11 protein-coding genes and 3 pseudogenes are annotated in these 13421 nt (G+C 54.4%); 8 read left to right on the top strand and 6 right to left on the bottom strand.

Going from position 1 to position 13421, the window contains the following annotated elements; genetic code table 11:
- Positions 1–114 precede the first annotated feature (114 nt).
- Genes hmgA through maiA form a run of 3 tightly spaced genes read left to right on the top strand, consistent with a single transcriptional unit; the run spans position 115 to position 3375 of the window.
- Complete coding sequence (gene hmgA, locus FBY01_RS07860) at positions 115–1419, top strand: homogentisate 1,2-dioxygenase (protein ID WP_010463195.1); 1305 nt, start codon at positions 115–117, stop codon at positions 1417–1419.
- Positions 1420–1422: 3 nt separating this feature from the next.
- On the top strand, positions 1423–2727 hold the full coding sequence (gene fahA, locus FBY01_RS07855) for a fumarylacetoacetase (RefSeq protein WP_010463193.1): 1305 nt from the start codon (positions 1423–1425) through the stop codon (positions 2725–2727).
- A gap of 12 nt (positions 2728–2739) precedes the next feature.
- On the top strand, positions 2740–3375 hold the full coding sequence (maiA, locus tag FBY01_RS07850) for a maleylacetoacetate isomerase (RefSeq protein WP_145306935.1): 636 nt from the start codon (positions 2740–2742) through the stop codon (positions 3373–3375).
- Between the two features lie 22 nt (positions 3376–3397).
- On the opposite strand, the gene FBY01_RS07845 is transcribed toward maiA, so the two are convergent.
- Together FBY01_RS07845 and FBY01_RS07840 are read right to left on the bottom strand one after the other, a co-directional pair.
- A complete protein-coding gene (locus tag FBY01_RS07845) occupies positions 3398–4222 on the bottom strand; it encodes a class I SAM-dependent methyltransferase (RefSeq protein WP_145306933.1) in 825 nt (274 codons plus the stop codon).
- A 56-nt stretch (positions 4223–4278) separates the two neighbouring features.
- A complete protein-coding gene (locus FBY01_RS07840; protein WP_010463189.1) occupies positions 4279–5082 on the bottom strand; it encodes a SirB1 family protein in 804 nt (267 codons plus the stop codon).
- Positions 5083–5265: 183 nt separating this feature from the next.
- On the opposite strand from FBY01_RS07840, the gene FBY01_RS07835 reads away from it, so the two are divergent.
- The gene (locus FBY01_RS07835) at positions 5266–6285 is read left to right on the top strand and encodes a Glu/Leu/Phe/Val dehydrogenase dimerization domain-containing protein (protein ID WP_010463187.1); all 1020 of its coding nucleotides are present in this window, start codon (positions 5266–5268) and stop codon (positions 6283–6285) included.
- Positions 6286–6460: 175 nt separating this feature from the next.
- Here FBY01_RS07835 and FBY01_RS07830 read toward each other — a convergent pair.
- Positions 6461–6700: pseudogene (locus tag FBY01_RS07830) on the bottom strand (YebG family protein); the annotation flags it as partial.
- A gap of 355 nt (positions 6701–7055) precedes the next feature.
- On the opposite strand from FBY01_RS07830, the pseudogene FBY01_RS07825 reads away from it, so the two are divergent.
- From FBY01_RS07825 to FBY01_RS07815, 3 genes and pseudogenes are all read left to right on the top strand, one after another.
- Positions 7056–7301 (top strand): annotated as a pseudogene (locus FBY01_RS07825) (phosphate-starvation-inducible PsiE family protein); the annotation flags it as partial.
- Between the two features lie 88 nt (positions 7302–7389).
- Entirely contained in the window at positions 7390–7857 is a 468-nt protein-coding gene (locus tag FBY01_RS07820; protein ID WP_145306929.1) for a phosphate-starvation-inducible protein PsiE, read from the top strand.
- 178 nt (positions 7858–8035) lie between these two features.
- Positions 8036–9760, top strand: a complete 1725-nt coding sequence (locus tag FBY01_RS07815; RefSeq protein ID WP_145306927.1) for a trypsin-like peptidase domain-containing protein — start codon at positions 8036–8038, stop codon at positions 9758–9760.
- A 239-nt stretch (positions 9761–9999) separates the two neighbouring features.
- Here the strand turns inward: FBY01_RS07815 and FBY01_RS07810 are convergent, their stop codons facing one another.
- A complete protein-coding gene (locus FBY01_RS07810) occupies positions 10000–11118 on the bottom strand; it encodes a hypothetical protein (RefSeq protein WP_145306925.1) in 1119 nt (372 codons plus the stop codon).
- A 177-nt stretch (positions 11119–11295) separates the two neighbouring features.
- Between FBY01_RS07810 and FBY01_RS07805 the strand changes: the two are divergent.
- Positions 11296–11559 (top strand): annotated as a pseudogene (locus FBY01_RS07805) (phosphate-starvation-inducible PsiE family protein); the annotation flags it as partial.
- Here FBY01_RS07805 and FBY01_RS07800 read toward each other — a convergent pair.
- Together FBY01_RS07800 and FBY01_RS07795 are read right to left on the bottom strand one after the other, a co-directional pair.
- Positions 11556–11873 (bottom strand): DUF3509 domain-containing protein, encoded by a 318-nt coding sequence (locus FBY01_RS07800; RefSeq protein WP_010463182.1) that lies wholly within the window; start codon positions 11871–11873, stop codon positions 11556–11558. The pseudogene FBY01_RS07805 and the gene FBY01_RS07800 sit on opposite strands and share 4 nt — an antisense overlap.
- Before the next feature lie 216 nt (positions 11874–12089).
- Positions 12090–13391 (bottom strand): HAAAP family serine/threonine permease, encoded by a 1302-nt coding sequence (locus FBY01_RS07795; protein ID WP_010463179.1) that lies wholly within the window; start codon positions 13389–13391, stop codon positions 12090–12092.
- Between the last annotated feature and the right edge of the window lie 30 nt (positions 13392–13421).

Below are 13421 nucleotides of genomic sequence, written 5' to 3'. Positions count from 1 at the left end.
ATACCAATCAAATTACGTTATGCGTAATCGAATTACGATAAAAATAACCCTGGCGTGCCGAGACCTCTGCAGCAGAGCGACAGGCCATTGCCTACTCCCTGTTCAGGAGGCTCCATGAACCTCGATTCAACGGCGCCAGCGCTGGCTTATCAGTCAGGCTTCGGCAACGAATTCAGCAGCGAAGCGTTGCCCGGCGCACTGCCCGTCGGCCAGAACTCCCCGCAAAAAGCCCCTTACGGCCTCTACACTGAACTGTTCTCCGGCACCGCGTTCACCATGGCCCGCAGCGAAGCGCGACGCACCTGGATGTACCGCATTCAGCCGTCGGCCAACCACCCGGCGTTCGTCAAACTGGAGCGGCAACTGGCCGGTGGTCCGTTGGGTGAAGTGACTCCCAATCGCCTGCGCTGGAACCCGTTGGACATCCCGACCGAGCCGACCGACTTCATCGACGGGCTGGTGAGCATGGCCGCCAACTCGGGCGCGGACAAACCCGCCGGGATCAGCATCTACAGCTACCGCGCCAACCGTTCCATGGAACGCGTGTTCTTCAATGCCGACGGTGAACTGTTGCTGGTGCCCGAGCAGGGTCGCCTGCGCATCGCCACCGAACTGGGCCTGCTGGACCTGGAGCCGCTGGAAATCGCCGTGCTGCCGCGCGGTCTGAAATTCCGCGTCGAATTGCTTGACCCGTACGCTCGCGGCTACATCGCTGAAAACCACGGCGCACCACTGCGCCTGCCGGATCTGGGGCCGATCGGCAGCAATGGTCTGGCCAACGCGAGAGACTTCCTGACCCCCGTCGCGCATTACGAAAACCTCAAGCAACCGACCACCCTGGTACAGAAATTCCTCGGCCAGTTGTGGGGCTGCGAGCTCGATCATTCACCACTGAACGTGGTCGCCTGGCACGGCAATAACGTGCCTTACAAATACGACCTGCGCCGTTTCAACACCATCGGCACGGTCAGTTTCGATCACCCGGATCCCTCGATCTTCACCGTCCTGACCTCGCCGACCAGTGTCCACGGCCTGGCCAATCTGGACTTCGTGATCTTCCCGCCACGCTGGATGGTGGCCGAGAAAACCTTCCGGCCACCGTGGTTCCACCGCAACCTGATGAACGAATTCATGGGCCTGATCAAGGGCGAGTACGACGCCAAGGCCGAAGGCTTCTTGCCCGGCGGCGCGTCGTTGCACAGTTGCATGAGTGCTCATGGCCCGGATGGCGAAACCTGCACCAAGGCAATCAACGCTGACTTGGCGCCGGCGAAAATCGACAACACCATGGCGTTCATGTTCGAGACCAGCCAGGTGCTGCGCCCGAGCCGTTTCGCCCTGGATTGCCCGCAACTGCAAACCAATTACGACGCCTGCTGGGCCTCGCTGCCCGCCACTTTCGACCCGACCCGGAGATAACCCATGACTCAGACTTCCATCACTCGTAGCTGGGTTTCTTCCGCCAACGGCCACGCTGATTTCCCACTGCAAAACCTGCCGCTGGGCGTGTTCAGCGTAAAAGGTTCGGCACCGCGCAGCGGTGTGGCCATTGGCGAACATATTTTTGATCTGGAAGCGGCACTGGACGCCGGCCTGTTCGACGGCCTGGCAAAAACCGCCGTAGAAGCCACCCGTGGCGGCCAGCTCAATGCGTTTTTCGAATTGGGCCGTGAGGCTCGCGTGGCGCTGCGCGAACGTCTGCTGGAACTGTTCGCTGAAGGCAGCACCCTGCATGGCAAGATCGAAGCCCAAGGCGCAAAACTGCTGCCACTGGCGGCGAATTGCGAGATGCACCTGCCGGCGAAAATCAACGATTACACCGACTTCTACGTCGGCATCGAGCACGCACAGAACGTCGGCAAACTGTTCCGTCCCGACAACCCTTTGCTGCCGAACTACAAGTACGTACCGATTGGTTATCACGGTCGTGCCTCGACCATTCGCCCCTCCGGCACCGACGTTCGCCGCCCGAAAGGCCAGACCTTGCCGGCCGGTCAGACCGAGCCGACCTTCGGCCCGTGCGCACGTCTGGATTACGAGCTGGAACTGGGCATCTGGATCGGCCCGGGCAACGAGATGGGCGACTCGATCGCCATTGGTGATGCGGCCGATCACATTGCCGGTTTCTGCCTGCTCAACGACTGGTCGGCGCGCGACATCCAGGCTTGGGAATACCAGCCGCTGGGGCCGTTCCTGTCAAAAAGCTTTATCACCAGCATCTCGCCGTGGGTAGTGACGGCCGAAGCGCTGGAGCCGTTCCGCCGTGCTCAACCGGCACGTCCGGAAGGCGATCCACAGCCGCTGCCGTATCTGTTCGACAAGCGCGATCAAGCCGCAGGAGCGTTCGATATCGAGCTGGAAGTGCTGTTGCTCACCGAAGGCCTGCGCGAGCAAAAACTCCCGGCCCATCGCCTGACCCTCAGCAACACCAAACATATGTACTGGACCGTGGCGCAAATGGTCGCGCACCACAGCGTCAACGGCTGCCAGTTGCAGGCCGGTGACCTCTTTGGCTCGGGCACGTTGTCGGGGCCGGAAAGCGGTCAATTCGGCAGCTTGCTGGAAATCACCGAAGGCGGGAAAAAGCCGATCGAGCTGGCGTCGGGCGAGGTGCGCAAATTCCTCGAAGACGGCGACGAAATCATCCTGCGCGCCCGTTGCAGCCGCGACGGTTTTGCCTCCATCGGTTTCGGCGAATGCCGTGGCAAAGTGATCGCGGCGCGCTAAGAGGATCCGGTCATGGAGCTTTATACCTACTACCGTTCGACGTCGTCGTACCGGGTGCGTATCGCGTTGGCGCTCAAGGGCCTGGATTACCAGGCACTGCCGGTCAACCTGATCGCACCGCCAGGTGGCGAGCATCGGCAAGCGCCGTATCTGGCCATCAACCCACAAGGGCGCGTGCCGGCCTTGCGAACCGATGAAGGCGAACTGTTGATCCAGTCACCGGCGATCATCGAGTACCTGGAGGAACGTTATCCACAGGTGCCGTTGCTGTCCAAAGACCTGGCCGCGCGCGCTCATGAGCGTGGTGTTGCGGCGGTAATCGGCTGCGACGTGCATCCGCTGCATAACGTCAGCGTGCTCAACAAGCTGCGGCAGTTGGGCCACGATGAACCGCAGGTGGTGGAGTGGATCGGGCACTGGATCAGCCAGGGGCTGGCGACGGTGGAGCAGTTGATCGGTGATGACGGTTACTGCTTTGGCAACGAACCGGGCTTGGCGGATGTGTACCTGATTCCGCAGCTCTATGCCGCCGAACGTTTCAATATTTCGCTTGAGGCGTATCCACGGATTCGCCGAGTGGCGGCGTTGGCAGCTACGCATCCGGCGTTCATCAAGGCGCATCCGGCGAATCAGCCCGATACGCCATGAGTCGCAAGCGCCTGTGTTCTCGTCAGCGAGCCCGAGCCTGGATCATGCGCAACCCCCAACCAGTGACATAGGTCCCATCCGGTTGTTCCAGTGTGCTGATTGACGTGCTTAAGCGTTCCTTCAATTGCACTCTGGCGGCCGGGGTCAACCGGTCGATGTCGTAAGTCTCGCTGAGCGATTGCCAGAGTTCGGCGAAGTCTGGCTGCCAGGACACGTCGATGTCTTCAAAGGTCACGGCCTCAAAATCCTTGTTGAACAACTCCAGCCAACCGGTTTCAGTGCGCATGCGCGGATCACCCATCGGCAAATGCGCCAGGGCATCTTGCGCGGCGACTTCGCGAAACACCTGCGAATAGGTTTCTCCCACTGGCCCCAGGAGAAAACCGCGACCGACGATGGCGACAACGGTGCCTTCCTTGCGGAGCACTCGGTGTATTTCGCCAAGCACCCTTTCTATGTCATCCATCAACATCAGCGCGAGATGCGAGACTACGACGTCGACACTGGCGGTAGTGATTGACAACGCCTGGGCGCGCTCCTTGAGGAGGCGAACATCGTTCGGCAGCTTCGAACGGGCCACATCCAATTCAGTTTGGCTCATGTCCACACCGATCAGGTGCAGGCGGCCGGGGCGAAGTTCGTCGAGTAGCTTGAGCAAGTAACCGTTGCCGCAAGCCAGATCCAGTACGGTCAAGGGGGAAGACGAGGGGAGGAGTGTTGCGGCCAGTGCCGCGTAAGACGATTCATGCCGGTCGCTGCGCAAATGGGCAAATGCTGCGCTGGTGGTGCCAGGTCGGCGTTGGTGGAAGTCCTCGAAGAAACGTTCCGCAGGGGAAGGGGAGTACATGGCGGCTTCATCCAGATGACGAAAAAATGCAGAGCGCCAGTGGAGCACCCATGGCGTCAATGCACAATCGAGTTGGGCGGCAAATGCCCCAGTCGTTCAGTCAGGCGAATCCGCTGGATCGGGTCATCACTGAGCAGCAGCGCATGCTCCAGGTCGAAACGCTCGGCGTTCGGGCAATCCAGCCGTTGATAGAGGCTGGCCCGGGCCAGGTAATCGGCGGCGTTGGCGTTGCCCAGTGCCAGCACGCGTTCAGCGTCGATCAAGGCGCCGATGTAGTCATCGTGGGCAAGGTGCAACTGACGCAGATTGCGTGACAGCCGTTGCAGCATCTGCACAGGGTCGGCGGTCAGCATGTGCTCGGCGTTGAGTTGCATGTTCGGGCCGTACTGGCGTTGCAGCAGTTCACGGCAATCATTGGGGTACAAGCGGCGGCCACCGCAGGGGTCCAGCAGATGATCGGCGCCCGGCACCCGCAGCAGGAAATGGCCGGGGAAATTGACCCCGACCAAAGGGATCTCCAGGCGCTTGGCCAACTCCAGTGCGATCAGCCCCAGGGACAACGGCTGGCCGCGCCTGAGTTCCAGCACTTTGTTGAGCAGGGCCACTTGCGGGCGCAGCGGGGTGAAATCGTCTTGGGCGAACCCCAGGTCATTCATGCGCCGCAGCAGCGGCTGGGCCAGTTCGCTCACCGGCAGCATCGGCAAGCCATGGCTGACCCGCTGTTGCAGGTCTCGGAAGTCTGCCAGCACCTTCTCGGCATCCACCTCTTTGTCATGTTCGGCCGCCATCCACAGCGCGGCCTCGAACAGCGCGGGTGGTGATCGTTGCAGGCAGTCAAAAAAACGTTGGCGCGGCGTCATCGAAATCTCCGGGCAATGCCTCGTTTTAGCCCCGTCGCCGGCATTCGTCCAGTACCGCACACATGAGGTCGCAGGTTATGCCCGAAAGCCTGCAATGCAGCGCCGCTTATTCCGGTGCGCTTCTGCAAATTTTGGGCGCAAGCCTATACTGGCGACTACAAGAAGTGATTCGGGAGCCCGACGATGTTCGCTCTCATGCAAAGCACTCGCCTTGAATCGCTGCATCTGAGCGTCGACCCGGTCACCGGGTTGAAGGCGGTCATTGCCATTCATAGCAGCCGCCTGGGGCCTGCCCTGGGGGGATGTCGTTACCTTGCCTATCCCAGCGACGAGTCTGCGGTCGAGGATGCCATTCGCCTGGCGCAGGGAATGAGTTACAAAGCTGCGTTGGCCGGCCTGGCGCAGGGCGGTGGGGTGGCGGTAATTGTTCGACCGGTCCATGTGGAAAACCGCGCGGCGCTGTTCGAAGCCTTCGGCCGCTGCATCAATCAGCTCGACGGGCGCTACATCACGGCGATCGACAGCGGCACCTCGGTGGCGGACATGGATTGCATCGCCCAACAGACCCAACACGTCACCAGCACCACCTCGGCGGGCGACCCCGCGCCACACGCAGCGATGGGGGTGTTCACCGGCATCCGTGCCACCGCCATGGCCCGTCTGGGCAGCGATAACCTCGAAGGCCTGCGAGTGGCCATCCAGGGGCTGGGTAACGTCGGTTATGCCTTGGCCGAACAGCTGCATGCGGCCGGTGCCGAACTGCTGGTCAGCGACATTGATCATGGCAAGGTGCAATTGGCGATGGAGCAATTGGGCGCTCACCCGATCGCCAATGACGCGTTGCTCAGTACACCGTGCGACATTCTCGCGCCCTGCGGCCTGGGCGGTGTGCTCAACAGCCACAGCGTGACGCAACTGCGCTGCTCGGCAGTGGCCGGTTCTGCGAACAATCAGCTGACCCATCTGGAAGTCGCCGATCAACTGGAGCGGCGCGGCATTTTGTATGCGCCGGATTACGTGATCAATTCCGGCGGGCTGATCTACGTTTCACTCAAACACCGTGGCGAAGAGCTCACAACCATTACCGCCCACCTGTCGAAAATCGCCTCGCGGCTGACCGAAGTCTTCGCCCATGCCCAGGCGGAAAAACGCTCTCCGGCGCGGGTGGCGGACGAGTTGGCGGAAAAAGTGCTGTACCGCTGAGCCATGCCTTTACTGCAGACATGAAAAAGGCCCTGAGCCATTGGACTCAGGGCCTATTCAATTCGGGCATTGTTTACTTCGGTGTCTTGGCGGCTTTGGCTGGCTTGGTCGGCGCAGCGGCTTCACCCTCTTCGACCGGTTCAACCTTTTCAACCACTTCAACCGGCGCATTCAGCAGTTCGGACAACGCGTCCGGCTGGCTCTTGAATGCCTTGGCAAATACATCGCGATTCTTCGCCATGTAGATCCCGGCTTCTTCCACTTGCTGTTCGGTCAGGGACGGAACGGCTTTCTGCAACACTTCAGCCAGCAATTCAGCCAGTTCGAGCATTTTGTCATGACGGTCAGCTTCGGCTTTATCCATGAACAAGCGCTCCAGATCTCGGCTGCTGCGGTATACCACTTCGACGGCCATTCACCACCTCACATGCCTTCACATTAGTTGTCTGTTTCGACCACTGTATTTATATACAGCGAAAAGGATAAGCGAATCCCTGCGCTTTGGGTAGTGGCTTTTTAATGTAGACCGAAATCAGCATTTGTCAGTTAAACCGTGTTGCTCCCTTCGCGGGCAAGCCTCGCTCCTACAGGTTGATGTGATCTGTAGGAGCGAGGCTTGCCCGCGAAGGGCCCGACGAGACACCAAAAAAGTGCCCCGTGGCAGCCCATCGCCATCTCACCCAACAGCCCCTGGCCTTTTTTCTGCATGCAGAACAACCGTCACGTCAAAACCGCATTATCCGCTCGAACCGAGCTAAGGAAGAATCATCGTGAAAATCAACTGGGCCGAGAACCTGCGGCAGAACGTGCATCAATTGGCAGAGTCTTTGGGCAACCTGTTCGTCGAGACCTTCCATTACCTGGCGCTGTTCGCCATCGGTGCAGTGACCGCGTGGGCGGCGGTGATGGAATTTCTGGGGATGATCGAAGAAGGACACATCAAGATCGATGACATCTTGCTGCTGTTCATCTATCTGGAACTGGGGGCGATGGTCGGGATTTACTTCAAGACCAACCAACCGTATCTAACACAGTTTTCTCTACAGCCTGCTGGTTGGCAAGCCTAGATCTCATTCTATCTGGCGTAATTTGGAGTAATTGAGTATGAAGTGGGCGGATGTCAGCCGAAAACGCTTACACGACGGTGCCAACTCGATTGGCAACTTGCTGGTGGAGAGCTTCCACTATTTGGGTTTGTTTGCTATTGGAGCTGCTACGGCATGGGCCTCTGTAATGGCCTTTATGCAGATGTTCGAAAAAGGAAATGCCAGCATTGATGATATTCTCTTGCTCTTTATTTATTTAGAGCTGGGAGCGATGGTAGGCATATATTTCAAAACAAATCATCTGCCTATTCGTTTTTTGTTGTACATAGCAATAACTGCACTTACCCGATATCTGATTGGCGATGTATCGCATCATAGGGCTCCAGATATTGGACTGTTGTACCTGTGTGGCGGGATCTTTTTCCTATCGCTATCCGTTTTGGCGGTTAGGGTTGCTTCAAATAAATTCCCCTCCAGTAAGGCGATAGATGCGACCGGTGACTTCGTTGAAGATAAAAACGGTTGAAAAAAATTGACGCGGCAGTAATTTTTTGATAAAAACCCGTTACCTCCACCCCCAATTAAATAGGTTGTTCAAATGCGACCTGATTCAAAAATGCTATAACCAACTGCTCTACGCTAATCCCAATGGTTAACGTTTGGCTACCGTTAAGTCTATAGAGTGAAATGCGGGTGGGGGTTTTTTGAGCAAGCTTAAGTTATGTAAATCTGTCGACGATCTGGCTGCTCTGCTTGGGACTACATATGGGAAAATCAGGTATTTCTATTATTTGCACCCCACATCAGAAAGCTACTCCACATTTGAGATAAAGAAGAAAAGTGGTGGTGTGCGAGAGATCTCGGCTCCCTCTGATAAGTTAAAAACTCTTCAGGGTCGATTGAAAGTTTTGCTCAGTGAGATTTACGAGCCTAAAAAGTATGTGACAGGTTTTGTTAATGGCAAATCTATTGTCGCAAATGCAAAGCCTCACACCAGAAAGAAATTTGTTTTTAATCTGGATTTGCAAGATTTCTTTCCTTCAATAACATTTGCTCGTATTCGCGGCTTATTAATTTCTAAACCCTATTCTCTAGATTCATCTGTAGCAACTGTGATAGCCCACCTTGTAACGGTGAATGGGAAATTGCCACAAGGCGGTCCCAGTTCTCCTGTAATTTCAAATATGATTTGCTCTTCGCTGGATAGGAAACTAAAAACTCTTGCGGCGAAAAATAGAGCTGAATACACAAGATACGCTGATGATATAACCTTTTCTTTCTATGATGATCTTGATTATATTGAGAGCGATATAGTTGAGGTGTTGAAAGGCGACGAGCTCCCTAATCACTACTTTGCAAAGTGTGGGCAGAGCTTGGAGAGGCTAATTGTTGACGCTGGTTTCAAGGTAAATTATTTAAAGGTTAGGTTGCAGGGGCGAAACGAGAGACAAATAGTTACTGGTCTCGTAGTAAACAAAAAGCCAAATGTAAATCGGCAATACGTCAGAAAAACGGGTGCGATGATTCACTCGATTGAAACAAAGGGGCTGGAGGAAGCGAGGAGGATATACTCGGAAAAAATTATTAAGCAAAAAAAAACGAGTGGAGGCCGTAAGGAAGAAGAGATCAAGGTTCCACCGGTTGAGGCTCATATACAGGGGCGACTGTTGTTTTTGAAGCAGGTTGTCGGGCTTGAGTCGCAGGTTTACAGAAGGCTGGCGTTACGTTTTAACCTTCTTGGATTGAAGTACAGAGTGCCTCTAGGGGTTTCAAAAAATAAATTTAGCGAGGATTTTAGGAGATTCACCAAGTGGTACGACTCTAAGTGCTGGGTTGTGGAAGTTGAGGGTGAGATACGCGGGGAGTTTGAGTGTGGTCAGGGTTCTGGTTTCATGATTTCTGATCAGGTGCTTGTGACATGCTCCCATGTGTTGGATTTAAAAGGCGTTAAGCTGGATGAAGCAACAGTTTATCAAGCATCCTCTAGGTCAAGAAGTTATAAAGCTAATTTGCTTTATCGTGACGACCATAGAGATATAGCTTTGCTTAAGATTTTAGTTGATAAGTCTGAGTTTGACTATTTTGATTTGGAAGCTTCAGTGTTGGCTGATGTCGGTGATGAAGTTTCTATCTTGGGCTTCCCGCAAGACAAGCTCGGTGCTCAGAGTGCAGGGAATCAAACTGCCCTTGTTCGAAATAAATTCCCCATAAGTGGGGTTGGTTTTGTTGAGGTAGATAAAGAGTTGTATGCCGGAAATAGCGGCGGGCCAGTGCTTAATCAGGATAGTCGAGTAGTAGGTGTTGTTGGTATTGGTAACGATGGTGAGTATTGTGACCACAGCCGATTTATTTGTGTTTCTGAGTTGGTGAAGGTTCTTGATGCATTTAAGACTGCTTCAGTTGAGGGTTCTAAGCTTGAGACTGCTTAGAATTTTTAAGTGAATTCGTGCTGAGTGTGTCTTGTGGTCAGTGATAATGCTGCCTGTAAAAATGACCCAAAGTATTAGGCACTGATTCTTTGTGCTGGAAACGTCGGATACCGATATTTTCTCTTTTTCCATAATTATGGCCTCAATGCATTAAGGGTCTTTGTGGCAGGATTTTTAATAGTGCGAGTTGAACATGCAGTTTTGGCACGTATTAACGTGCCATTGCTTTAGGGAGGTTGTTAACTGCCAAAAGCTGTTGTGATTGTAGATCCTACTATTCCCCCGAGAATACCTGCCGAAAGAATAGTCAAAAGCTCGATTGCTTTGCTGTTTTTTTGATCGAAGTATTTTATAAGTTCGCTTGTTTCGTTGAGGGGGTATTGAGGGTGCTCGGATATTTCTTGGTCGATGTATTCTTGCAGGTATGTCTCTGATTCTCCGCTTTTATACATCGCCGCGTAGTTGCTAGCGATCTGCCCTTTTCTGAATATTAAATGTCCCTTAAGTAAGCCGATATCCTTGAATGCTTTTTGGAAGAGCTTTGGCTTTTCTATTGTCCTTTTTATGATGTTTTTCTTGTTTGTTTTTTCTTGAAGCTCAAGGATCGAATGTGTTGTGTCCTGAATCTCTCCCCATTTTTTCAAACTGAATTGTGCATCTTTGTTTAATTGGTAGAAAAATGACAATTCGTCCGCGAGGGTTTCTTGTAGTTCTTCAAGAGCTTTGTCCTCGTTTTTAAATTTATGTGGGTTGTAATTAAATTTAAGAGTGTTGTATCCTCGGCTCTTTATTTCATTGAGTGTAAATGACGAACTTTCAATGGTTGTGTCGCTTTCGTTTAGGTAGAAATTTGCGTGAAAGGGCGACGGGCCTAGAAAATCATACTCTAGGAATGTTTCGATCTTTTGTAGTTCTTTAGTTAAGAACTCCCTGACTACTTGAACCGCTGTAGAGGGTAGGGTGTCTTCTGTGGCGGATAGACACTCGATATAGCTCACTGGGCCATGCCACTCATGTCGCACAGTGATTTTAAAGTTCTCGGTGCCCGTATCTAAATATTTTTCTGGTAGATTAATTAACTCTGCTTGAATTCGAGATGGTATATAGATTTTAAAAGTTAAATTTAAGAATGTAATAAGTGGATAGCCATGGTCCCCCTCTCTAATTTTAGGGTTGGGGGGTGATGTGTCTATTTTCTCATCTTTAATATCTTCATCGAAAGATATAGTTACGTCTGATGCGTTTGTAAGATTTTTAAGGGTTTTGGTTATTTCATCGATATATTCTTGTACGGAGATTTCTTTGTCTATGTTGTCTTTCAATGAAAAGTGAAAACATCCTACCCCAAAAGCTTTCATGTATTTCCTTATGTAGTATATTGGCGGTTGTAGTTTTTGGCCAATTGCTATCATAGGGTCAGAGTTTTCTCTGTCAACCGGTAGGAATGTCGACGCTCTGCTTTGTGAGGCAAAAATATTAGCATCCAAGGCCTCCAGCTGTGCCATAGATAAAGGCGAATGTCAGACCGCGTGGTCAAGACCAACCACATGCCGGTACGTTTCCTGATCTACGTGGCGATCACGGCGCTGACGCGGCTGCTGATCTCCAACGTCTCGCACCACAATCCGCCGGACATCGGCATCATCTACCTGTGCGGCGGGATTCTGCTGTTGGCGTTCGCGATCCTAGTGGTGCGTTACGCTTCGTCGCAATTCCCTTCTGTGAAGATCGAGCACCCGCAACGCAAGATCGGTACGGGTTCCGGTGAGCATCCAGACGTCGAGAAGGGCGAGATTTAAAGGCCCATGGTCGGGCGAGGCCGGGCTTTGGCCAAGGGTGGCGGCAGGTTGCGATTGTCGCCATCGGTCATGGCTTCGAGGATGGCCACGGCGCTGTGGCCCTGTTCAATGGCGATGCCGAACTGAATGCTTTGCACCAGGCGCTTGAGGCGCTTGGGGTCATTGCGCTGTTCGGCGCTGATCATCCGCTTGGCAACCACATGGCCGCTGTTGGAGAGGGTCAGCATGATGCTGCCGTCCAGACCTTGAATGCTCAGGTTGATCTGATAATCCGCTGCAAAGGCATCGGTAATGAGCTGAAAAGGGTTGTCCATGATGCGTCACCGCCTGATTGAACGTGCAGTTGTTGACCGGCCATGATCGGGTTGGTTTGCGTTACCGGACCATCGGCAAGCCGCTCGCTGAGGTTTTCAAAAGTCCTTTTGCCTCGCAGGTGATGTAGCAAGGGCCATGCCGGAAAAATTGTCGAACAATGATCGCGGCCAAAAAAAGGCGGGCACCTTGGCCCGCCTTCTTTTTGCCTGCCCGTTTCAGGGCATGAACGAGTAGATGATCGCAGACAGTGCAATCAAACCGATCAACACCACGAACACGTTCGACACTTGCCCGGAGTACTGGCGCAAGGCCGGCACGCGGCGGATGGCGTACATCGGCATCAGGAACAACAGGCACGCAATGATCGGCCCGCCGAGGGTTTCGATCATGCCGAGGATGCTCGGATTGAAGGTCGCCACGGCCCAGCAACTGAGGATCATGAACAGCGCCGTGATGCGGTTCAGCCAGCTCGCCGACATCACCCGGCCACGGCCGCGCAGGCTTTTTACGATCAGGCCCTGAAAGCCTTCGCTGGCGCCGATGTAGTGGCCGAGAAAGGATTTGGTGATCGCCACCAGCGCAATCAGCGGCGCGGCATAAGCGATGACCGGGGTCTGGAAGTGGTTGGCCAGGTACGACAGGATCGAGATGTTCTGCGCCTTCGCCGCCGCCAGGTCAGCCGGGGACAGTGCCAGCACGCAGCTGAAGCAGAAGAACATCACCGTCACCACCATCATCGCGTGGGCGATGGCGAGGATGCCGCTGCTCTTGCGTTCGGCCTGTTCGCCGTAACGCTGTTTCTGGTCAACGGCGAACGCAGAAATGATCGGCGAATGGTTGAACGAGAACACCATCACCGGAATCGCCAGCCACAGGGTTTTGAAGAACAGCGGCAACGGCATGCCTTCGCTGGCAGTGGCGAAGAACGCGCCGTTCCAGTTCGGGATCAGGCTGACGCCGAGCAGCAGCAACGCCGCGACGAACGGGTAAACCAACACGCTCATGCATTTGACGATGACGCCCTGGCCGCAGCGCACGATCGCCATCAGACCGAGAATCAACACCAGCGACAGAATCGCTCGTGGTGGGGGGGCGATGTGCAACTGATGCTCCATGAAGCTGCTCAAGGTGTTGGTCAGCGCCACGCTGTACACCAGCAGAATCGGGAAGATCGCGAAGAAATACAGCAGCGTGATCAGCTTGCCTGCACCGATGCCGAAGTGTTCTTCAACGACTTCGGTGATGTCCCCGGAACGGCCGGACAGCACGAAGCGGGTCAGGCCCCGGTGAGCGAAGTAGGTCATCGGGAATGCCAGCACTGCCAGGATCAGCAGCGGCCAGAAGCCACCCACGCCGGCGTTGATCGGCAGGAACAGCGTTCCGGCACCAATCGCCGTGCCATAGAGGCCGAGCATCCAGGTGGTGTCGTGTTTGCTCCAGCCCTTGTGGGTTATTTCGCTATTGCGTGTCAGGTCTACAGCGGGATTTTCGGCAGCAGGTGTACGTACATCGGTCATCGTTTGGCCTCGTTATTGTTCTTGCTCGGG

It is taken from the genome of Pseudomonas sp. SJZ077, from assembly GCF_007993905.1.
Classification (GTDB): Bacteria; Pseudomonadota; Gammaproteobacteria; order Pseudomonadales; family Pseudomonadaceae; genus Aquipseudomonas; species Aquipseudomonas mandelii.
Note: the sequence above shows the minus strand (reverse complement) of the source record. Positions and strands in the feature narration are given on the sequence as shown.